Annotated in this window: 19 protein-coding genes; 4 read left to right on the top strand and 15 right to left on the bottom strand. The window is 71.4% G+C overall.

Annotated elements, in window-relative coordinates; genetic code table 11:
• Positions 1-652, bottom strand: a 652-nt coding sequence (locus ABEB28_RS10815) for a DivIVA domain-containing protein (protein ID WP_345727876.1), incomplete at its 3' end; no start/stop codon positions are given.
• Between the two features lie 434 nt (positions 653-1,086).
• On the opposite strand from ABEB28_RS10815, the gene folP reads away from it, so the two are divergent.
• Positions 1,087-1,899, top strand: coding sequence for a dihydropteroate synthase (gene folP / locus ABEB28_RS10810; protein WP_345727889.1), 813 nt, complete (start codon positions 1,087-1,089; stop codon positions 1,897-1,899).
• Here the strand turns inward: folP and ABEB28_RS10805 are convergent.
• From ABEB28_RS10805 to dapE, 9 genes are all read right to left on the bottom strand, one after another.
• The gene (locus ABEB28_RS10805; RefSeq protein WP_345727875.1) at positions 1,896-3,146 is read right to left on the bottom strand and encodes an MFS transporter; all 1,251 of its coding nucleotides are present in this window, start codon (positions 3,144-3,146) and stop codon (positions 1,896-1,898) included. The genes folP and ABEB28_RS10805 overlap by 4 nt on opposite strands.
• Positions 3,147-3,286: 140 nt before the next feature.
• Complete coding sequence (locus ABEB28_RS10800) at positions 3,287-5,122, bottom strand: HEXXH motif domain-containing protein (protein WP_345727874.1); 1,836 nt, start codon at positions 5,120-5,122, stop codon at positions 3,287-3,289.
• A complete protein-coding gene (locus tag ABEB28_RS10795; protein WP_345727873.1) occupies positions 5,119-6,363 on the bottom strand; it encodes an FxsB family cyclophane-forming radical SAM/SPASM peptide maturase in 1,245 nt (414 codons plus the stop codon). The genes ABEB28_RS10800 and ABEB28_RS10795 overlap by 4 nt, the downstream gene beginning before the upstream one ends.
• Before the next feature lie 65 nt (positions 6,364-6,428).
• Positions 6,429-6,560 carry a hypothetical protein gene (locus tag ABEB28_RS10790; RefSeq protein WP_345727872.1) on the bottom strand — a complete coding sequence of 44 codons (132 nt, stop codon included), beginning with the start codon at positions 6,558-6,560 and terminating at the stop codon, positions 6,429-6,431.
• A 72-nt stretch (positions 6,561-6,632) separates the two neighbouring features.
• Entirely contained in the window at positions 6,633-6,761 is a 129-nt protein-coding gene (locus ABEB28_RS10785) for a hypothetical protein (protein ID WP_345727871.1), read from the bottom strand.
• Between the two features lie 536 nt (positions 6,762-7,297).
• Positions 7,298-10,285 carry an AfsR/SARP family transcriptional regulator gene (locus tag ABEB28_RS10780; protein ID WP_345727870.1) on the bottom strand — a complete coding sequence of 996 codons (2,988 nt, stop codon included), beginning with the start codon at positions 10,283-10,285 and terminating at the stop codon, positions 7,298-7,300.
• 268 nt (positions 10,286-10,553) lie between these two features.
• Positions 10,554-11,165, bottom strand: coding sequence for an LOG family protein (locus ABEB28_RS10775; RefSeq protein WP_345727869.1), 612 nt, complete (start codon positions 11,163-11,165; stop codon positions 10,554-10,556).
• Entirely contained in the window at positions 11,166-11,954 is a 789-nt protein-coding gene (locus ABEB28_RS10770) for an LOG family protein (RefSeq protein ID WP_345727868.1), read from the bottom strand.
• Positions 11,955-12,086: 132 nt separating this feature from the next.
• Positions 12,087-13,148 carry a succinyl-diaminopimelate desuccinylase gene (gene dapE, locus ABEB28_RS10765; RefSeq protein WP_345727867.1) on the bottom strand — a complete coding sequence of 354 codons (1,062 nt, stop codon included), beginning with the start codon at positions 13,146-13,148 and terminating at the stop codon, positions 12,087-12,089.
• Between the two features lie 33 nt (positions 13,149-13,181).
• Between dapE and dapD the strand changes: the two genes are divergently transcribed.
• Positions 13,182-14,177, top strand: coding sequence for a 2,3,4,5-tetrahydropyridine-2,6-dicarboxylate N-succinyltransferase (gene dapD, locus ABEB28_RS10760; RefSeq protein ID WP_345727866.1), 996 nt, complete (start codon positions 13,182-13,184; stop codon positions 14,175-14,177).
• A gap of 155 nt (positions 14,178-14,332) precedes the next feature.
• Here the strand turns inward: dapD and dapC are convergent, their stop codons facing one another.
• Together dapC and fdxA are read right to left on the bottom strand one after the other, a co-directional pair.
• Positions 14,333-15,448: a succinyldiaminopimelate transaminase gene (gene dapC, locus ABEB28_RS10755; protein WP_345727888.1), complete on the bottom strand. Its 1,116-nt coding sequence runs from the start codon at positions 15,446-15,448 to the stop codon at positions 14,333-14,335.
• Positions 15,445-15,771 (bottom strand): ferredoxin, encoded by a 327-nt coding sequence (fdxA, locus tag ABEB28_RS10750; RefSeq protein WP_345727865.1) that lies wholly within the window; start codon positions 15,769-15,771, stop codon positions 15,445-15,447. Before fdxA ends, dapC begins: the two co-directional genes overlap by 4 nt.
• A 131-nt stretch (positions 15,772-15,902) precedes the next feature.
• Between fdxA and ABEB28_RS10745 the strand changes: the two genes are divergently transcribed.
• A complete protein-coding gene (locus tag ABEB28_RS10745) occupies positions 15,903-16,874 on the top strand; it encodes a GNAT family N-acetyltransferase (RefSeq protein ID WP_425558933.1) in 972 nt (323 codons plus the stop codon).
• Between the two features lie 78 nt (positions 16,875-16,952).
• Here the strand turns inward: ABEB28_RS10745 and ABEB28_RS10740 are convergent, their stop codons facing one another.
• The 3 genes from ABEB28_RS10740 to mshB form a co-directional block, all read right to left on the bottom strand.
• Positions 16,953-17,483 (bottom strand): acid shock protein, encoded by a 531-nt coding sequence (locus ABEB28_RS10740; protein ID WP_345727863.1) that lies wholly within the window; start codon positions 17,481-17,483, stop codon positions 16,953-16,955.
• Between the two features lie 82 nt (positions 17,484-17,565).
• A complete protein-coding gene (locus ABEB28_RS10735) occupies positions 17,566-18,006 on the bottom strand; it encodes a hypothetical protein (RefSeq protein ID WP_345727862.1) in 441 nt (146 codons plus the stop codon).
• 13 nt (positions 18,007-18,019) lie between these two features.
• On the bottom strand, positions 18,020-18,895 hold the full coding sequence (gene mshB / locus ABEB28_RS10730) for an N-acetyl-1-D-myo-inositol-2-amino-2-deoxy-alpha-D-glucopyranoside deacetylase (protein ID WP_345727861.1): 876 nt from the start codon (positions 18,893-18,895) through the stop codon (positions 18,020-18,022).
• 124 nt (positions 18,896-19,019) lie between these two features.
• On the opposite strand from mshB, the gene ABEB28_RS10725 reads away from it, so the two are divergent.
• Positions 19,020-21,146, top strand: coding sequence for a S9 family peptidase (locus tag ABEB28_RS10725; protein WP_345727860.1), 2,127 nt, complete (start codon positions 19,020-19,022; stop codon positions 21,144-21,146).
• Positions 21,147-21,258 lie beyond the last annotated feature (112 nt).

The raw sequence follows: 21,258 nt of genomic DNA, 5'->3' as shown, positions 1-21,258 counted from the left end.
GCGCGCGGGCGTCGGCGCGGGCGACGGCGGCGAACTCGGCCGCTGCGGCCGGGTCGGCGGGTACCGGGTCGGTGGGCTCTGTTCCCGTGGGCACCGTGCTGGCCGGTGGCGTGTCGGCGCCTTCGGCGGCGGGAGGGCCCTCGGCGGCGATCTCGCCGTCGGCGGACTTCGCCGACGCCGTGGCGGGCTTCACCGAGCTCAGCACCGACTCGCCGGGCTCGGGCGTGCCGTCCACCGACCCCGCGACCGCGTCCGCAGGCGGTGCGGTCGGGTCGGCAGGCGCTTCGGCACGCTCCTCGGCGTCCCAGGGGAACGCAAACGGGCGCTCGTCCTCCTCCTCGTCCGCGGCGGCGGAGGTGGCGAGCTGGTCCTCGAGGTCGATGATCCGGGCGTGCAGGAAGTCGAAGTCGTCCGCGACGCGCCGCAGGATCTCGTCGACCTGGTCCATCCGGTAGCCCCGGATTGCCGTGTCGAACCGTAGGTCCTCGACGTCGGCCCGGTCGAGCGGCCGGTCAGCGGGCAGGTCGAACGGGACGCCGTCCGGCCGCGGCGGGGTCAGACCACGATCACGACCCAGCGTGAACGCAGCGGCACCGAACACGATGCCGGACAGGACGATCGCGGCCACGACGATGAGGAGGAAGCTTCCCACCCCCGCATGGTGACACGTGCGTCACAGCGGCATGCAGCCAGACGCGAATCCCCCGCAATCAACACGCCGCAGCGGCACACAAGTTGAGCAAGGCCAGACGCGAATCCCCGCAATCAACACGCCGCAGCGGCACACAAGTTGAGCAAGGGCAGACGCGAATCCCCCGCAATCAACACGCCGCAGCGGCACACAAATTGAGCAAGGCCAGACGCGAATCCCCCGCAGGTTGAGCTCGGGGAGACGCCGATCCTCGACGGGCCAGGGACGGAGGACGGGGCCGACGGGCGGGGCCGGTGGCGCGCACGCAGAATGAGGGCGGGGTCGCCACCGTGCGGCGTCACTGCCGCTCGACGTCGAGAGGCTCTACCCACGGAGGAGGGGGCGTGCCACTACGGCTCGGCCGCCAGGTGTTCGCCGACACCGAGCTGCTGGTGATGGCCATCGTCAACCGCACGCCCGACTCGTTCTACGACCGCGGGGCCACGTTCACCGACGAGGCCGCCCTGGCGGCGGTCGACGCGGCGGTGCGGGACGGTGCCGAGATCGTCGACATCGGGGGTGTGAAGGCCGGTCCCGGCGACGCGGTGGACGCCACCGAGGAGGCCCGGCGCACGGTCCCGCTGATCCGAGAGGTGCGCGCCCGTTACCCCGAGCTGGTGATCAGCATCGACACCTGGCGGGCGGAGGTCGGCGAAGCAGCGGTGGAGGCCGGCGCGGACCTGCTCAACGACACGTGGTCGGGCGCCGACCCGGCCCTCGCGACGGTCGCCGCGCGCACCGGTGCCGGGTTGATCTGCTCGCACGCGGGCGGCCTGACGCCACGCTCGCGTCCGCACCGGCCGAGCTTCCCGGACATCACCGCGGACGTGGTGAGCACGGTGACCCGGCTCGCCGAGCGGGCGGTGGAGGTCGGCGTGCGGCCGGACGGCATCCTGATCGACCCCGCCCACGACTTCGGGAAGAACACCTGGCATTCGCTGACGCTCACCCGCGAACTCGAGGTGCTGGTGGCGACCGGGTGGCCGGTGCTGGTCGCGCTCTCCCGCAAAGATTTCGTGGGCGAGACGCTCGACCTGCCGCCTGCGGACCGGCTCGAAGGCACGCTCGCGGCCACGGCGGTCAGTGCTTGGCTCGGCGCCAGGGTGTTCCGCGCCCACGACGTACGGGCGACGCGACGGGTGCTCGACATGGTCGCGTCCATCCGCGGCGCCCGCCCCCCAGCATTCACCCGCCGAGGCCTCGCCTAGCCCGCCGTCACCGGTGCGACGGCCGCCGGAATGCGACGCAGTCGCGCGGTCAACAGCACGGCCCATCCCGCCCCGACCATGGCGAGCAACGTGAGCGACCCCTGGGCACCGAACACCGGCAGCGCGTATCCGGCGGCGAGGCCACCGAGCGGCACCGCTCCCATGGAGAGCGAACGGTCGACGCTGATCACCCGGCCGAGCAGGTCGGGGGGCACCGCCCGCGCCTGGTAGTTGGCCATCGCGACGTTGGTGTGCGCGGCGATCAGCCCGTAGACGAGGAACGCCGCCACCAGCGCCACGCCTCGATCGGCGAACGGCAGACAGCTCGCGAAGCCGGCCCAGGCCCACGCGACGGCCGTGAGCACCTGCCGGACGCTCCGCCCACGCAGCAGCGTCGGTGCGACCAACGAGCCCAGCACCCCGCCGCCGCCTCCGGCAGCCATCACCAGCCCGATGAACCACGCGGGAAGGCCCTGGTGAACGGCGCGGGCGATCACCACCAGGCCCACAGCTTGCATGAGAAAGTTCTGCAGCGAGTCATGGGCGATCGCGAGACGGATCAGCTGGTGCCGGCGTACCCAGGCCAGGCCGACACCCAAATCCGCCCGCAGCCGCGCGAGCGACATCGCGCCGGACTGCTCGGCACCTGTCCGCGTCGGCCCCCGCACGAACCCCGCCAGGACCGCCGCGGTCAGCGCGGCGACGACGTTGACGACGAACGGCAGGGCCCGGCTCAGCCCGTACAGCAGCCCTCCCAGCGGGCGCCCGACCAGCATCGCGAGGTGGAATCTCGCCTCGTTGCGGGCGATCGCGCCGGAGAGTGCCTCCGGTGGAACGAGCCGGGGCACCAACGCCGCCTCGGTCACCGCGTAGAGGGTCGCGCACGTGCCGTCGACGAACGCGACGATCGGGATCAGCAGCGCCCAGTCGTGGCCGGTGAACAGCATCAGCGGCAGCACCACCGCGGCCGCGCCGCGGACCGCCGCGCTGACGACGAGCACGATCCGCCGATCGAGGCGGTCCGCCAGTACGCCCGCCGGGAGATAGAGGAGCGTGGCAGGCAGCATCCCCGCGAACACCACCCAGCCGGCGAACACCGCGGACTCGGTCATCGCGAGGGCGAGGAGCGGATAGGCGAAGATCGTGCCGAGCCCGCCGAGCTGGGTGAGCGTGGTTCCGACCCACAGCAACCGGAAGTCCCGCCGCCAGGACGGCGCGGGGCCGGCCGCGTCGCCTCCCGGCTCCATCCCGCTCGCCGAAGGCCCGCTCGCCGAGGGCCCGCTCGCCGAGGGCCCGCCTGTCGAAGGCCCGCCTGTCGAAGGCCCGCTCCCGGACACTCCGCTCCCGGACACTCCGCTCCCGGAAAGCCCGCTCTCGGTGCGGCCGCTCATGAAAGGAGCAGCGCGAGCCGTCGCGCGGTCTCGTACGGCGACAGCACGACGGTATCGGCGACGAGCGCCTCGTGGACCGCGGCGACCACCTCGGGACGCGCACGCAGGAAGTCCGCGGCCGGCCCTGGCCGAGTGTGCGGATAACAGTGCACGAGCCCCACCCACGCCTCCCACACCGGGCGCCCCTCCGCGACGTCGTCCTGCAAGATCTCCGCCTCGTAGAGTCCTTCCGCGGTGGCGTAGTCACCGACCAGGCACGCCAGGTCGGCCTCCGACGCCTGGAACGCATCGTCGTCGGCCTGTGCGCCGCTCCGGAGCCGTTCGTAGAGGTCGGGGTGGGTCACCCGCGCGTACATCAGCCGCAGCCGGGCGCTCCACTCCCCCGTGCGGCCGTCCCGGCGGGCTCGGACGTCCACCGACGCCCCCAACGGCGCGACCGGCTCGACGCGCACCGCGGCCGCCAGCCGCTTCGCGTCCTCGGGCTCGAGGCGCATGTTGCGCAGGCGCCACCCGATCCGATGCTCGAACCGAGCGTCGCCGGCGAGTTCGTCGGCGCCATCCGGCACCGGCTCCCCCGCCCACTCGGCGAGCCGACCGGAGATCAGGTCCAGGAAGCGTCGGCCCTCGTCGTTGGCCACGCCAGACCGCGTCAGCTCGGCAGCGGCCTCCTCCGTCTGCTGGCGCCAGCGGACGAACTCCATGTGAGCGAACGTCGTGTCCTCCCCAAGGGCGGACCGGCGGTGGACCCGCCAGAAGTCGGCGACGCCCAGGTGCGCGTAGACGCCTTGCAGAACGGCCCCGAACGGACGCGGATCGTCCCGCCACGGCGCGTAGAACCACTCGTCCGAGTCACTGCGGTACAGCGCCCGGGAGTCGAGGAGTGCGGAGAGCTTGTTGTGCTGGAACTCGTGGATCAGGGTCAGCGCCAGTCCAGCACCGTCGGTGGGCGGCGTGGTGACCACCGACCCGAACGCGTCACCGGCCGTAAGGCTCGAGCTGCGCCCGCCGCCGAGCGGAACGAGCGGCACCAGGCTCTGCAGGCCGGCGCGTAGCCCTTCGGCATACGTCGGATGGTCGGCGACCAGCAACCCCCAGGCCTCGTCGAAGGCGCGCTGCCAGTCCGCTACCTCCGCCGGATCGAGCCGAGGGGCGAGATCGCGGGTCGGTCCGCAGGTCCGCGCAGGATCCTGATCGTCGAGTGCCACATCGAGGGCAGTCCCGTGCACGGCGCGCAGCCGCCGGATCGGCAGCCACCTGGCGGTCTCCTCGGAGAGGTCGGCGGGCAGCGGAATCTCCGTGCTCCCGTCGGTGATCCGGCGACCGGACGCGTCGACCCGGAGAATCCATGCCGGGGCGGCCTCTGCCGCGGGCGGCAGCACACACGTCCCGAGAGTGGGCAGGAAGACCCGATCCGCACGGGCGCGCAGCGGCACCGTGGCGTCGACACCTGCCCGAAGCACGGCCGAGGCCGCCAGCCCCGGGAGGTACTCCGGCTGAAGGTCCGCCCACGTGGCCGGGCGCTCGGCGTCGAGTCGGCGTAATCCGTTCGCGAGCCAGGCGCCGACGTGCGGGTAGAGCAGGAGCGCCGCTACCACTCGCGGGTGCGTCTTCTGCACGGTGAGCAGCGTTGCGTAGCTTTCGTCCGGGTAGGTCTCCCGCGTGATCTGCGGGTCCACGCCACGAGCCCGTGCGACGAGCGCTCGCAGGCGAGCGGTGCGCAGCCGGAGCTGGGCGGAGTACAGCCGGTTGATCGAGGCCGTGACGTCGGTCCCGGCGGCCAGGGTGACGACCAGATCGTCGGTCGACGAGGCGGCGTGCGTGGGGACGCTCATGACGGGGTCTCCCTCCGTGCAGCGCGGAGATCGGTTTCGACCCGGCTCTTGATGTGCGTGATCAGGCGCATCAGGTCCGGGCAGTAGACGGAGCGGTGTCGGAAGCCGGAGTGCTCGCGGTAACGGTGCGTGTAGTCGCCGCCTCCGCAGACGTCGCGGAGCGAGCACGACCGGCAGGTGGCACCGAGCGCCTCGACGCCGATCTGACGGGCCACGATCGAGGGATGCACGAGCGCCTCGTCGAACGTGTTGTCGATGACGTTGAGGCCGGTTTCCGGCGCCCCCGAGTAGGTGCTCTTCAGCGTGTCGACCTGCTGGAGCGTGCCGTCGGTCTCGATCACCAGCAGTCGGATCGCCGAGAGCCCGACGTGTTCGGTCACGGCGGTCCGGCCGAGGAGCAGCCGGATGATCGCGGTGAACAGCCGGACGGGCGTCGTCGGGTCGCCGCCGCCGTACCACTGCTCGAAGATCGGGATCAGCCAGTCCGCGTACGGCGTCGCGGCGGGATCGGGCGTGCGCCCCGGCGGCGGCGTCGCCCAGTTTCCGTGCGGCAGCAGGAAGTCGACCTTCGGGGGCTCCCACGAGGCGAGTTCACGGTAGGTGGCGAGCGGGTCGTTGGCGACGTCGATCGTGCAGAGCAAGCCGCTGAACAGCGGGCGGTACGCGTCGGAGGTCAACCGGCGCAGGCCCTCGGCGACCCGGTCGTAGCTGCCGCGGCCGCTCGCGTATCGCCGGTGGCGGTCCTGGCCGTCCTGGCCGCCGTCCAGACTCACGCCGACCCGGATGCCGTACTCGGCGAACAGGTCCAGGAACTCCGGGCTCAGCAGAATTCCGTTCGTCTGCACACCGATCTCGAGCCGGGCGGAACCGACGGCCGCTCGCGCCAATCGAGCGAAACGGCGGATCGCGGCACGGCCGGCGAGCAGCGGCTCACCGCCGTGCAGGACGACGTGAACCGCACGAAGGTCGTGTGCCGCGACGTGTTCGCCGATCCGGTCGCAGACGTGTCCCATCACCCGGTCCGGCATGACCGCCGGCTGCGCTCGCCAGCTCTGGTCGGCCATCTCGTACATGTAGCAGTAGTCACAGGCGAGATTGCAGCGGCTGTGTACCTTGACGACGAATTCCTGGAAAGGGAGCGGCGTCCAGCCGGCCCGAATTCGCCCGGCGACGTCCAGCGAATCCATCGGCCATTCACCGGCCGAATGAGGCGGGGCCTGCGCCGATTCGATCACGGCCATTCGATGCTCCTCGGGTGATTCGGTCGAGCTCGGGCGCGCGTCGCGCCCGAGCCCTTGATGGCCGATCAGACGAAACTGCTGAATGCGACGTGCACCTGCTCGATGCTCGCCGGGCCCTGCATCTCGGCCAGCTCGCCGGCGAGCGAGGCCGGAACCTCGTCGAGTCGGACGTCTTCGATGAATTCGAGATCCAGCATTCGATACTCCTGACGTGAGGCGATTTGATTCGGGTCGTCCAGCGCCTGGCCGTCAGCCCGCGCCGGCCGCTGTCACACGAAGCTTCCGAACGCGACCCACTCGGTCTGCTCCCGCACCTGGTCGACGGCGCAGAGCTCCTCGGCCAGGCTGGCCGGGACCGCCTCCAGCTTCACGTCCTCGACGAACTCCAGATCCAGCATTTCTCCACCTCCTTCCGGACTGAAAATTCTCGCGATTCGAATACTCGAAAGAGTTCGGGAATCGCCTTTCGCGGTGCAACTCCGCAGCATCGGCGGAGACGGTGGGTAACGCTAGCCGGATCGGCGGCGATGTAAAGAGCTGTGCGGCCTATTCGGAGAAGCTGAAACTATCCCCGAATCAACTGGCGCGCATACGGTGAGTCTTTCTGCTGGTCGGAACGGCGCGCCCCGTTCCCAGGACTCAAGTCTTAACGCGGCGCTGCGCCAAAGCTGAAAGCATGCTGAAAGAATCCTGAAGCCGGATACCTCTTCAACCGCCAGAACGATTCGCCTAGCCTCGATCGTGGGCGGGGCCGACTTCTGCCCCGTCTCTTCAGTCGCCGTCCAGAGGAGAGCGAATCATGGCCGGAAAGATCAAATGGGCCGCCCGCGCGCTACTCGTGGCCGTGTTCGTGGCAGTGCCGGTGGTCACGACCGCCGAACCGGCGTCGGCCCCTCTTGGACCGAACAAATGGTCCAAGCCCTTCGAATCCCCCTCACGCAACTGAGACTTCGGCCGACCCACGCAGGACCGTCCTGGCGAACCCGTTCGCCGAGGGGAAGCTCTTCATCGCGCCGGCCCGCACAGCGTCCCTGGCACCGCGCGTCCCCAGCGCCCGTTCGCAGGCCGTCAGGACGTCGGCTCGCAGCGTCTCGTCGCGTGGAGACCGGACGAGATCGGCTGCGGTCCGCACCGCGTCGGCGGCTCCCAGCAGGACGGCGGCATCCCGCGCGCTGTTCTGGCGGGCGCAGACGGCGGCCAGAACATCCAGATCGTGTGCGACAGCCCACGGATGCCCGATCTGCGCATGCCGATCGAACGCTTCCTCGGCAAAATCGGCGGCATCCGACCGGGCACCTCTCCGATGCACGGCGTCCGCCAGCAGCACCGCGGCCCGCGCGGCCTGCTCATCGCTCTCCTGGGCGCGGAAGACGTCGAGGGCAGCGGTCAACTCGTGCTCCGCCTCCTGATGGCGACCGTCGCTCAGCAGCGCCTCACCGATCAGCAGACGAGCGTCGGCCTGGCCGCCCTCGTCGTCAGCCGCCGCGAAAGCACGCATCGCGTCGGTCGCCCAGCGCTCGGCGTCCTCGATCGAGTTCGCCGCCAGCCAGTTGTACGCCACCGAGAGGCCACAGCGGCCGACCGCGTGCGGATCTCCGAGATCAGCGGCGAGGCGCCAGGCCTCGTTCGCCGCCTCCACCGCGTCGGCGAGGTCGCCCGCCTCGTGTGCGATGTCCGCCTGGTGCTGCAGCGCCCTCATCCGACCGGCGCGATCGCCGAGCAGATCAGCCGTCGCCTCGGCTGCGCGGGCGTAGCGCAGTGCCTCGGGTAGCACCAGGTACGACGCGATCACGGCCGCCGACAACTGGACCGGCAGCAACGATTCCGGCGCGAGGGGCGCGGCCGCAGTGGCCGCCGCGGACAGCACGCGCCGGTACCACTCCAACCCGACCTGGGGTGTGTTCGCCCAGTACCAACCGAGGTCGGCCGCCAGGGCCATCGCGAGGTCGAGCCGGCCGGAGCGTACTGCTTCGTCGAGCGTGACCCGCAGATCCTGCCGCGCGTCGTCCAACCGTCGGCACCACAGCATCCGGTCCGGGCCGTGCCGGGCCTCGGCCGCGCGGGCGACGAGATCCCGGAGGTAGTCGCTGCGGCGCGCGACCGCGTCGGCGGTTTCACTCTCCGAGAGGATCGATCGTCCGAACTGACGGACCGATTCGAGCATGCGGTACCGGCTCTCCCTGCCGGACACGTCGGCGATCACCAGGGAGGCGTCCACCAGGGCGTGGAGGACGTCGAGGACCGGAACGTCCGGTGGAGCGACGGCCTCGGCAGCGCGAAGCGTGAACGTGTCGGTGAACACGGCCAGCCGCGCGAACAGCATCCGTTCGTCGGGTGTGAGGTGCGCGCTCGCCGCCGTGAGCGCTGAGGAGAGCGACTCGTGACGGTCATCCGGTCGGCGGGAGATCGACCGCAGCGTCTGCAACTGGTCGCTGAGTCGCTCGACCAGCTCGGCCGGGCTGAGCACCTGGGTCCGGCTGCCGGCCAACTCCAAAGAGAGCGGGATGCCCTCGACGAGACGACAGATCTCGGCCACGACGGGCGCCATATCGTCGGTGAGCACGAATCCGGGTCGGAGTGCGCGTACGCGGGCGCAGAACAGGGCCACCGAGTCGACCCTCTCGATCTCCGCTGCGGTCCCGCTGTGCTCGGACGGAACCGCGAGAGGCGCCAATCGAATCGTCACCTCGCCTGCCGCGTGCAGCGGGCGCGTGCTCGTCGCGAGCACGCGCAGCGTCTCGTCCTCCAGAAGCTCGTCCCACAGCTCGACGCAGGCCGCGGCGACAGGATCGCAGTTGTCGAGCACCAGCAGCGCGGACGTGCCGAGCAGCGAGTACCGAATGCGGTCGACCGCCGGACGACGAATCACGGCCGCCGGCTGCGGCCCGAACGCGTCGGCCACAGCCGCAACGACCTCGGAGGGCTCGGCGACCCCGTCCAACCGGACGAACAGCGGACGGACCGATCCGGCTGCGGAGATCCGGGCTGCGACTTCCGCCGCGAACCGCGATTTGCCCACGCCCGGTGGCCCGGTGATCGTGACCAGACCGGGCTGGGCGAGCAGGCCCAGCGTCTCGGCGAGTTCCCCGGCCCGCCCGACGAAGTCGGCCGCTTCGCGCCCGACGACCCGGCCGATGGGGCGCGGCACTGGCGGCAGCGGTTCCGGCGGATCGTCCGCGAGGATCGCCCGGTACATGCGTGTCAGTCGGACGCCGGGCTCGACGCCACGGTCGCGCACCAGCCGGTCACGGAAGTCGGCGTAGACGGCCAGGGCCTCGATTCGCCGTCCCTCGTTCTGAAGCGCGTGCATCAGATGCCGCGTGAGCTGCTCGTCCAGCGGGCGCGTCCGCACCAGATCGCTCAGTTCGGCCGCCAGGCCGGGCGTGCCCAACGCCAGCTCGGCCGCGAACCGGTCGCTGAGCGCTCCGACCCGCGCGGCATCCATCGCGCCTGCGAACGCGGCGTACAGCGGCGTCCCGCGGAGATCGGCCAGCGGCGGACCCTGCCAGAGCGTTAGCGCTTCGGCCAGCGAAGCCGCCGCGGCCTCCCGGTCGCCGACGCGCCCGCTGCCGCGCGCCCGGTCGGCGAGAAGCTCGAACCGCAGCCAGTCCACCTGCTCTGGCCGGCCCGACAACCGATAACCGCCGGCTAGGCGGTCGAGACGAAACGGCCGCCCGGCGCTCTCCAACGCGCGGCGGACGCCGGAGAGGTACACCTGCACCGTGTTTCGGGCCGTCGCCGGGGGGTTCGCGCCCCACACGTCGTCGATCAGCTGCGTGGCAGGGACCGCGTGGTTGAGCCGCAGCCCGAGCGCGGCCATCACCACACGACTCTTCGTTCCGCCGAGTGGACGTTCGGAGTCCGGGGAGAGCAGGCTCACCGGTCCGAGTAGGCGTAGCGCGACGGACTTCGGTACGACCACGGGTACATCGTCTACAACGGAGTGAGTCCGAGGCAGCCAGTTCCGCAAGTTCCGTCATGAATTCGGTCGAACCGCGCGCCTGGGAACCAGGTGGCCAACGGCGGGACATGAGGCGCGCGCCGGGAGCCTGCCTACGGCGGGGTGGGCGGGCACGGGCGGACGCCCTACGGCGGGGCGTGGGCGGGCCCTGCCGGGGGACGCGAGGCGCGCGTCGGGAGCCATCGCTGCAGGAGCGGGCGTGCCTGCGGTGGTTCGCCGGGCGGCGTAATCAGTCTTGGACGCGGACCGGGGCAGACGGGCCCGCCTCGACGCGGGTCGCGTGGGCGATGCCGTCCTCGATCGCGTCGAAGGCGGCGGGTACCGAGTCCACGACCGTGAGCAGCGCGAGCGCCTCGGGGCGCACGAAGCCGCGGCCGGCCAGGTCGGTCAGCCACCCGAGCAGGCCGTCGTAGAAGCCCTCGGGGTCGAGCAGCACGACGGGTTTCGCGTGCATGCCGAGCGACCGGGACGTCCAGACCTCGAACACCTCTTCGAGCGTGCCGATCCCGCCGGGCAGGCCGAGGAACGCGTCGGCGCAGCCGTCCATCGCGGCCTTCCGCTCGCGCATCCCCGTGGTGACGATGAGCTCGTCGGAGTCGAAGTCGGCGATCTCCCGGCTGCTCAGCGCCTCGGGGATGACGCCGATCGTGCGTGCTCCCCCGGCTCGGGCGGCCGCCGCGACCGCACCCATCATCGAGACCCGTCCTCCGCCGGACACCAGCACGTGGCCGCGCCGGGCCAGCTCGGTGCCGACTTCGGCAGCGAGCGCGACGTGGCGGGGGTCGATCGACGTGGAGGACGCGCAGTAGACGCAGACCGCCGCCGGTCGAGACGAATTCACTCAGGCCTCCACCGGAGCTTCGTCGGCGCCGGTGGCCTGGTCCGCCGAGAGGGTCTCCGCGGACAGCACGGCGGCGACCGCCTCGTCGATGTCGTCGGTGAGCTGGATCAGGTCCAGATCTTGCTCGGAGATCTTGCCGTCGGCGAGCATGCTCTGCTGCAGCCAGTCGACCAGGCCACCCCAGTACCGGGTGCCGATCAGGACGACCGGGAACCGGGTCACCTTCCGGGTCTGCACCAGCGTGAGGGCCTCGAACAGCTCGTCCAGGGTCCCGAACCCACCGGGGAGCACGCAGAACGCCTGGGCGTACTTCACGAACATCGTCTTCCGGGCGAAGAAGTACCGGAAGTTCACGCCGACGTCGACGAACTCGTTGAGCTCCTGCTCGAACGGCAGCTCGATACCGAGACCGACGCTCACCCCGCCGGCCTCGCTCGCGCCCTTGTTCGCGGCCTCCATCGTGCCGGGGCCGCCGCCGGTGATCACCGCGAAACCGGCGCGGACGAGGGCATGGCCGAGCTGCTCGGCGAGCGCGTAGTCGGAGTGGTCGACGGGGGTCCGGGCGGAGCCGAACACGCTCACCGCCGGGCCCAGCTCGGCGAGCGCGCCGAAGCCCTCCACGAACTCCGATTGGATCCGCAAGACCCGCCACGTGTCGGAGTGGATGAAGTCCGCACGGCCGCTGCGGTTGTCGAGCAGCCGCTGGTCGGTGGTGCTCGTGGACGACCGCCGACGGCGGAGCGTGACCGGGCCACGCTGACGGTCGGGTTGCGGCACGGCGCCGGTCATGAGGCGTTCTCCACTGAGTTCCCCGAGGACGGCAGGAGCATCGCAGCGAGCGCTGGCGAGCGAGGAGCGCAGCGGAGCAGGGCGCCGGGGCACACGGTCATGCCGGTCACGGTATCCCGCAATCGGCGAACGCTAACCGGCAGTGAGGTAGCGACGAAGTGCCGCTGCGGCATCCGTGATCTTTCGGACGTCGACGTACTCGCCAGCCTGGTGCGCCAGGTTCGGGTCACCAGGGCCGAAGTTGACCGCGGGGATGCCGAGACCGGCGAACCGGGCCACGTCGGTCCACCCGAGCTTCGCCTGGACGGGGACCTTCAGGGCATCGACGAAGTTCGCCGCCGCCGGAGAACTGAGGCCCGGCAGCGCCCCGGGTGAGGAGTCGGTGATCGCGAGCTCGTAACCGTCGAACACCTCGCGGACGTGCTGCTCGGCGCCCTGTTCCGTGCGGTCGGGCGCGAACCGGTAGTTGACGGTGACGTCACACCGATCCGGGATGACGTTGCCTGCCACGCCACCCTCGATGCGCACCGCGTTGAGGCCCTCCCGGTAGACGAGGCCGTCGATCTCGACCGTGCGCGGTTCGTACTTCCCGAGGCGGGCGAGGATCTCGCCCGCCGCGTGGATCGCGTTGACGCCGAACCAGCTGCGGGCGGAGTGGGCGCGCTTGCCGCTGGTGGTGATCTTGGCTCGCAGCGTCCCCTGGCAGCCGCCCTCGACCGTCCCGTCGGTGGGCTCGAGCAAGATCGCGAAGTCGGCGGCCAGCCAGTCCGGGTGGTTGCGGCCGACCCGGCCCAGGCCGTTCTTGACCGCCTCGACCTCCTCGTTGTCGTAGCAGACCAGCGTCAGGTCGTAGGCAGGGTCCGGGATCGTGGCGGCCAGGTGGAGCAGCACCGCGAGGCCGCTCTTCATGTCGGAGGTGCCGCACCCGTAGAGGAGATCTCCGTCGCGCCGGGACGGCACGTTGTCGACGATCGGCACCGTGTCGAGGTGACCGGCGAGCAGGATGCGGTGTTTCCTGCCGAGATCGGTGCGGGCGACGACCGTGTCGCCGTCGCGGGTGATCCGGTAGTTCTTCACGCTGTTCAGCGCGGCTTCCACCGCGTCGGCGAGTGGGCCTTCCGCGCCGGAGACCGAGGGGAAGTCGACCAGGGCAGCGGTGAGGGCGACCGGGTCGCCGGCGAGATCCAACGTCACGGCCCGACATTAGCTCTCGATAAGGTGGACGCCGTGAGCATCTGGGGAGTGGGCCTGGCGACCGAGTTCGCCGGCCAGATTCTGGACGTGTGGTTCCCCGCAGGGAAGTTGGGGTTGGGCGCTCCCGGGGTATCAGACCTTGCGCCCGGCGTCGCGCGGCTGGATAAAGACACCGCCCAGGGAGAGGCCGCACTGCGAACTAAAGAGCTCTTGGGCTCTGAGTTGGCTGGTGCGGTTGGGTGGGACCCGCTGCGCGGCGTCGAGGTCGTCGCGGTGTCCGTCGTCACCGACCTGAACGCCGCGCCGGCGGACGCCGCGGACGCCTACCTGCGTCTGCACCTGCTGTCGCACCGACTGGTCCGCCCCCACGGCGTGAACCTCTCCGGGGTCTTCGGGGTGCTGGCGAACGTCGCGTGGACGTCGGCGGGGCCGGTTCCGGTGGCGGAGGTCGAGTCCGTCCGGGCACGGGCACGGGCGGCGCGGACGCACTTCGAGGTCTACGGGGTCGACAAGTTCCCCCGCATGACCGACTACGTGGTGCCTTCCGGGGTCCGGATCGCGGACGCGGACCGGGTGCGGCTCGGTGCTCACCTGGCGTCCGGCACCACGGTCATGCACGAGGGCTTCGTCAACTTCAACGCGGGCACGCTCGGGAACTCGATGGTCGAGGGCCGGATCTCGGCCGGGGTCGTCGTGGGCGACGGATCCGATGTCGGTGGTGGCGCGTCGATCATGGGGACGCTGTCCGGCGGCGGCACGACCGTGATCACGGTCGGCGAGCGGTGCCTGTTGGGCGCGAACTCGGGGCTGGGCATCCCGCTCGGCGACGACTCCGTGGTCGAAGCGGGGACGTACATCACCGCCGGGTCGAAGGTGACGCTGCCGGACGGCTCGGTCGTGAAGGCTGCGTCGCTGGCCGGTGCCGACGGGGTGCTGTTCCGCCGCAACTCGGTGACCGGGGCGCTGGAGGCGGTGCCGCGGGCCGGCCGGAGCTGGGGCGGGCTCAACGAGGCACTGCACCAGAACTGAGCGCGGGGCTTCCCGCGCCGGGCTCGGCGCGGGAAGCGGGGCGCCCGCGCGGGGCGCGGGGCGCGGGGCGCCCGCGCGGGCCGCGCTCGTTTACGCCAAATCCGCCTCCACGCGCGCTGTGGAGGCGGATTCGGCGTAACTGGGCGTGCGGGCGGTCAGGGAGTAAGGCGCTTGACCGCGGCGGCGACGCGCTCGTCGGTCGCGGTGAGCGCGACCCGCACGTGGTGTGCACCGGCCGGCCCGTAGAACGCGCCCGGCGCGACGAGGATGCCGCGGTCGGCGAGCCATCCGACGGTGTCCCAGCACGGCTCGTCCCGGGTGGCCCACAGGTACAGCCCGGCCTCCGAGTGGTCGATCCGGAATCCGGCGGCGACCAGCGCCTCCCGCAGAGCGACCCGACGCAGCGCATACCGATCGCGCTGCTCGGTGACGTGTGTCACGTCGCCCAGCGCCGCCGCCATCGCGGCCTGCACCGGCTCCGGCACGATCATCCCGGCGTGCTTGCGCACCGCCAGCAGCTCGCCGACGATCGCCGGATCACCGGCGACGAAGCCGGCTCGGTACCCGGCGAGGTTCGAGCGCTTCGACAGCGAGTGCACGGCGAGCAGGCCGGTGACGTTCCCGTCGCTGACCTCGTCGGAGAGCACCGAGACCGGCTCGACCTCCCAGCCGAGCTCCAGGTAACACTCGTCGGAGATCACGACCGCGCCACGCTCGCGAGCCCAGGCCACCACCTTGCGCAGGTGCGCCACGCCGAGCACGCGTCCGGTCGGGTTCGACGGGGAGTTCACCCAGATGGCGGCGACCCGGCCGGGCCCGGCGGCCACCGTGGCGTCCGACCGCACGCCGACCGCGCCCGCCAGCCGGATGCCGACGTCGTACGTGGGGTACGCCAGCTCGGGGAAGAGCACGGTGTCCGACGGCCCGAGCCCGAGCAGCGTCGGGAGCCAGGCCACCAGCTCCTTCGAGCCGATCGTGGGCAGCACCCCGACCTCGGCGGAGCACCCCAGCCGGTCCGCGGCCCAGCCCTGCACCGCGCCGCGGAGCGCCGAGTTACCAGCGGTCAGGGGGTACCCCGGTGCGTCGGCTGCCCCCACCAGAGCAGCCCGCACCACCGCGGGGGTCGGGTCGACCGGTGTCCCGACGGACAGGTCGACCAAGCCGTCCGGGTGTTCACGCGCCCGTCGCCCATAGGGCGCCAGCGTGTCCCACGGAAAATCGGGCAGCGACGCGGACAGTGCCCGCGTCGCTGCGGCCGCGTCCGTGCTCAGTGCCCCTCACCCATCGGCGGGAGCGCCGCGACCAGCGGAGCGTCGTGCTTGATCAGCCCGAGCTTGGACGCACCGCCCGGCGACCCGATCTCGTCGAAGAAAACGACGTTGGCGTTGTAGTACTCGCGCCACTCTTCCTTCACGTCGTCCTCGTAGAAGATCGCCTCGACCGGGCAGACCGGTTCGCAGGCGCCGCAGTCAACGCACTCGTCGGGGTGGATGTAGAGCATCCGTTCCCCCTCGTAGATGCAGTCGACGGGGCACTCCTCGATGCACGCCTTGTCCTTGACATCGACGCAGGGCTCGGCGATGACGTACGTCACGTAGGTAGTCCTTCCAGGCGCGGTGGCGGCTTCGCCTTTGGATCATTACGACAGAACCAACTCAGACGAGGTACCGCCTTAGCGGTATCTAGTATCGCTGGCTGCTGTTCGGGAATGCAGAGGTGGGTCAGATGTCGCTCCGCCCGACGGACGTCGGCCACCGTGTCGTCGTACGCAGAGTCCTCACCACTCCCAGCGCCGATCGACCGCAGTACGGCGACGTTCTCGGGGAGCTTATCGAGCTGGACGCAGAACGCCAGCGGGTAGTGGTGAGAACCGCAGCAGGTGACACGGTGGCCGTGGCGGTGGCAGACGTCGTGGCCGCCAAACGCATCCCGCCGCGGCGTTCCCCCCGGGTTGCCCGCATCGACGACCTCGAGCTGGAGCGGATCGCGTCGCTGGGCTGGCGCGGGCTGGACACCGCCGAGCTGGGCGAATGGCAGCTGCGGGCGGCCGGTGGGTGGACCGGACGGGCGAACTCGGTACTGCCGCTCGGCGACCCGGGATCGCCGCTCGACGACGCGCTGGCGTCCGTGCGGGAGTGGTACGCCGCCCGGGACCTGCCGCCGACGATCCAGCTGCCGTTGCCGGCCCGGGACGACCTGCGGCGGGCGCTGGCCGAGCGCGGCTGGACCGACCGGTGGGGTGCGCTGGTGCTAGTGGCGAGGGTGCGGGCGCTGCGGGCGGCGAACCTGTCGGTGCCGGGTCTCCCGCCGGTGACCGTCGCCTCCTCCCCCGACCCGGGATGGTTGGCGGCGTACCACTACCGGGGTGGTGGCGCACTCCCCGCTGTGGCCCAGGAGGTGCTGCGCTCGGGCACCGCGCCGGGATTCGTGGCGCTGCGGTTGGACGGGGCGCCGGTGGCGATCTGCCGTCTCGCGCTGGACGAGGGGTGGGTCGGGATCACCGCGGTCGAGGTCGACCCGGCGCACCGTCGGCGCGGACTGGCCACCCACCTGCTGGCCGGCGCCGTGGAGTACGCCGCCGAGCACGGCGCCGAGGGCGTCTACCTGCAGGTCGACTCGGACAATGCCGGAGCGCTCGCGATGTACGAGAAGCTCGGGTTCACCCACCACCACACCTACCGCTACTACCGGCCTTAGTGGGCGGCCCGCCGAGAACGACGCTGACGCGCGAGCGCGCCTCCTTATGACGCAACGACGTCGGCGGACTCCAGGTCCCTACGAACGCTTCGCGGACGTGCGCTTCTTGGCCGGCTGGGCCTTTTTGGCGGGCTTGGTCGTCGCCTTGCCGGGGCGGGTTGCCTTCGCGGGCAGCTTGACCTGCGACGCGTAAGCGCCCCACGCGCGGCTCTTGGGGTCGAGCCCGAACGCGATCGCGAGCAGCACACCGATCGCGCCGCCGACGACCAGCGCCCCGACGCACACCAGCAACTGGATGATCCACTGCCCGGCACCGGATCCGAACGGCGTGCCGCCGGAGACGAACGGCCCGACCACCGTCACCACCAGCGACGCGATCAGGATGTCGAAGAACAGGTCACCTGCGGTGACCGAGAGCAGGTACCGACGCGCGGTCAGGAACCCGGCGACCGCCACCACGAGCCCCATGCCGACGAGCGACGTCAACGCGGTCGTGAACTCCACGTCCTCGCTGGCGCCGTTGGCCAGCCGCAGCACCAACCGCGCGGCGAAGTTCACCACGACCAGCACCGCGACGACGACCCCGATCCGGGCCCACCTGTTCCGCACTTCCGACCTCCCACGTACCTCTACCGCGGGAACGGTAGGACATCACCACACCACCGCGTGCAGCCATTACCTAAATGAACGCCTATCCAAGTGAGCGTCGTGGTCGCGACATCGCCATGCTCACGGCCACCGTGCCGACGATCGCCAGCAGCCCCAGCAGCAGAACGCCGTATCCGACCCAGGTGCCCGGCACGACCAGGTCGCCCTCCGCCGTCGACGACGAGAGCGGCCACAGCACCAGGAACCAGGCGAGCGCGGGTACCGCCGTCGCGCCGGCGATCCCCGATCCGTAACGGGTGATCGTCACGCCGAGGACGACGCCGGCCACCACGATGACCCAGCTGATCGGTATCAACGTTCCACCGAGGCGGAACGGCGTGAGAAACGCGGCGATCACCTCGGTGGTCACCGTGATCACGGTTCCGACCAGCACCGCCGCGATGCGTAGGGCCCACTCGGCGACGGCGTCAGGCCCAGGGCCGGCGGCGGGTGCCGTGACGCCGGGAGGGGCGGGTGTCGTCACACCGGGAGAGTACTCACAGCCCCGCGAACAGATCGTCCTCCCACCCGTGCGGATCGGTGCCCGGACCGGCCTCACCGACCGCCCGGATGTAGTACTCGACACCGACCGGCTCCACACCCAGGTTCTCGGCGAGCACGTGCAGCCAGGTCCCGGGGTCGACCTGGGTCGCGTGCGCGCGCATCGCGGCCCGCTTCGCCTCCGCGTACGCGGAGGCGTCGATGCGAGCGCCCAGCTTCTCGTCCGGGGTGACGAACGGGAGCGCGTCGACGTCGCGCTCGCCGGCGAACGGGTTCTCCGCGGAGGTGGCGAACCGCTCGATGCCGCGGGCCAGCAGCGACCGGGGCTCGCTCGGCCAGTACACCTTGCGCACCCGCCAGGCGTCGCCGTCTTCTCCCGGCTGCGAGGCCAGCTCGATCGCGCGCATCGTCACGCGGTGGGCCTGGATGTGGTCCGGGTGTCCGTACAGTCCGTCCGGGTCGTACGTGACGACGACCTGTGGCCGCACCTCGCGGATCACCGCCGCCAGCTCAGCCGCCGCCACCGAGACGTCGGCCCGCCAGAACGCCCGCGGGTGATCGTTCTGCGGCGTGCCGATCATCCCGCTGTCGCGGTATCGCCCGGTGCCGCCGAGGAACCGCTGGTCGGTGACGCCGAGCGCGTCCAACGCCTTGGCCAACTCGCCGATCCGGTAGCCACCCAGCTGGTCCGCCTGATCCGACGCGAGCCCGGCCAGCGACGGCACGAGCACCTCGCCCTCCTCGCCGAGCGTGCAGGTGACGAGCGTGACGTGCGCACCTTCGGCCGCGTACCTGGCCATCGTGGCGCCGGTCGTGATCGTCTCGTCGTCCGGGTGCGCGTGCACCAGCAGTAGGCGGCGGCTCGGGATCATGAGGTCGACTCCGGAGTGAGCATCGTAGGGAGCCCTAGCGACGTCGGCCGGGGCGCATAGCCATGCGTCCCAGCGTACGGGCGCGCGGGGGGCCCACCCGAGAGCCGAGTGGCAGGATGGCGGAGTGAGTTCGCGCACCGTCGAGACCGATCCGGGCACGTCGTTCCCCCGCCTGGCCGCCCGGACCCGCACCTTCACCCTTGGAGCGCCGCGCACCGTCGCCGTCTCCCGGGACGGGGAGCGGGTCGTCTTCCTCCGCTCGTCCGGCCCGACCGATCCCGTGCACGCGCTCTGGGTGCTCGACACCGGGAGCGGCAGCGAGCGGATCGTGGCCGACCCCCGCGTCCTTCGCGACACCGACGAGGAGAACCTCCCGCCGGAGGAGAAGGCGCTGCGCGAGCGTCGCCGCGAGGCCGGCGGCGGCATCGTCTCCTACTCCACCGACGAGGACACCCGGATCGCGGTGTTCACGCTCGGCGGGAAGCTGTACCGGATCGGTCTGCTGCCCGGCGACGACCCGACCCCGGTCGAGCTGCCGGTCGCGGGACCCGTGCTCGACCCGCGACCGTCGCCGACCGGCGACCGGGTCGCCTACGTCACCGGGGGCGCACTGCACCTGCTCGAACGCTCCGCGGACGAGTGGACGGACCGCACGCTGGTCGCCGAGGACGGGGTCACCTGGGGCGTCGCGGAGTTCGTCGCCGCCGAGGAGATGAACCGGTTCCGGGGCTACTGGTGGTCGCCGGACTCCGAGCGGATCCTCGCCGCCCGGGTGGACGAGTCCCCGGTGCGCACCTGGTACATCGCCGACCCGGCCCAGCCCAGCCGGGAGCCCACCGCGATCCGCTACCCACAGGCCGGCAGCCCGAACGCGCGCGTCTCGCTGCACGTGGTGCCGATCGCCGCCGAGGCCGCGCGACTCGACCTCACCTGGGACGCCGACGCGTACCCCTACCTCGTCACCGGCGGCTGGGACGACAGCGGCTGCCCGCTGTTCACGGTGATGGATCGTCGCCAGACCAGGGCGCTGGTGCTCGGCGCCGACCCGGACACCGGTGAGCTGACCACGCACACCGAGGCGGCGGGTTCCCCGTGGCTGGAGCTCCTGCCGGGTACCCCGGCGTTGCTGGGTGACGGTCGGCTGGTGCTCGGCTCCGACGAGGGCGACGCTCGGCGGCTGGTCGTCGGCGGCGTGCCCGTCACCCCAGCGAGCCTCTACGTGCGGCGGTACGTGGGCCAGGACGGCGACGACGTGCTGGTCGAAGGCACCGAGGACGCCCCGGAGCAGAACGACGTCTACCGGGTGGGCCCGGACGGCACCGCACGCAAGGTCACCGAGGGCGCCGGGTGGTTCAGCGGCGTCTCCGGCGGCCCGACCCGGGTGGAGATCCGGCGGACGCTGGAGACGGCCGGCGTTACCTACGTCGTCCGCCGGGAGGGGCAGCCCGACCAAACGCTGGAGTCCTTCGCGGCCACGCCGCCGTTCCTCGCTGCCCCGACGCTCAGCCGGGTGACCGACCGACGGCTACCGGCGGCGGTGCTCTACCCGCGCGATCACGTGCCGGGCACCCGGCTCCCGGTGCTGATGGACCCGTACGGCGGTCCGCACCATCAGGAGGTGATGGCCGCCGGGACGATGTGGCTGGAGCCGCAGTGGTGGGCCGACCAGGGGTTCGCGGTGGTCATCGTCGACGGCCGCGGGACGCCCGGCGTCGCACCTTCGTTCGAGCACGCGATCCGTCTCGATTTCGCGGGGCCCGTGCTCGACGACCAGGCCGACGGGCTGCTGGCCCTGGCCAAGGAGCATCCCGACCTCGACCTGGGACGCGTGGGGATCCGCGGGTGGTCGTTCGGGGGGTATCTGGCGGCGCTGGCGGTGCTGCGGCGCCCGGACGTCTTCCACGCCGGGATCGCCGGGGCGCCGGTGACCGATTGGGTGCTCTACGACACGTTCTACACCGAGCGGTACCTCGGGCTCCCGGACGAACAGCCGGACGCCTACCGCCGCTCGTCGCTGATCGCCGACGCCGGGAAGTTGGCCCGGCCGCTGATGATCGTGCACGGACTCGCGGACGACAACGTCGTGGCCGCGCACACGCTGCAGTTGTCCTCGGCGCTACTGGCCGCCGGCCGCCCACACGAGGTGCTCCCGCTGACCGGCATCACCCACATGGCAACCGACGAGACCGTCAAGGAAAACCTGCTGCTGCTACAACTCGACTTCCTCCGCAAATCGTTGGCGGCCCGCTGAGAACGACGCTGACAGGCGAGCGCGCCTCGTTATGACGCAAGCCAAATGTCACGGCCTCGACGCGCTCGACTGCCAGACCCGCCCTCAACGGGCTCCACGTCAGAACGATGAG

It is taken from the genome of Cryptosporangium minutisporangium (genome assembly GCF_039536245.1).
Taxonomy (GTDB): Bacteria; Actinomycetota; Actinomycetes; order Mycobacteriales; family Cryptosporangiaceae; genus Cryptosporangium; species Cryptosporangium minutisporangium.
The sequence above is the reverse complement of the archived record's forward strand: the minus strand, read 5'-3'. Positions and strand labels throughout refer to the sequence as shown.

Coding starts and splice junctions, on each gene's coding strand:
- mshB (WP_345727861.1), bottom strand. CDS start 18,895: ATGATCCCGAGCCGCCGCCTACTGCTGGTGCACGCGCACCCGGACGAC.
- ABEB28_RS10805 (WP_345727875.1), bottom strand. CDS start 3,146: ATGGAGCCGGGAGGCGACGCGGCCGGCCCCGCGCCGTCCTGGCGGCGG.
- ABEB28_RS10790 (WP_345727872.1), bottom strand. CDS start 6,560: ATGCTGGATCTCGAATTCATCGAAGACGTCCGACTCGACGAGGTTCCG.
- ABEB28_RS10795 (WP_345727873.1), bottom strand. CDS start 6,363: ATGGCCGTGATCGAATCGGCGCAGGCCCCGCCTCATTCGGCCGGTGAA.
- ABEB28_RS10800 (WP_345727874.1), bottom strand. CDS start 5,122: ATGAGCGTCCCCACGCACGCCGCCTCGTCGACCGACGATCTGGTCGTC.
- ABEB28_RS10745 (WP_425558933.1), top strand. CDS start 15,903: ATGTCGCTCCGCCCGACGGACGTCGGCCACCGTGTCGTCGTACGCAGA.
- ABEB28_RS10785 (WP_345727871.1), bottom strand. CDS start 6,761: ATGCTGGATCTGGAGTTCGTCGAGGACGTGAAGCTGGAGGCGGTCCCG.
- folP (WP_345727889.1), top strand. CDS start 1,087: ATGGCCATCGTCAACCGCACGCCCGACTCGTTCTACGACCGCGGGGCC.
- ABEB28_RS10770 (WP_345727868.1), bottom strand. CDS start 11,954: ATGACCGGCGCCGTGCCGCAACCCGACCGTCAGCGTGGCCCGGTCACG.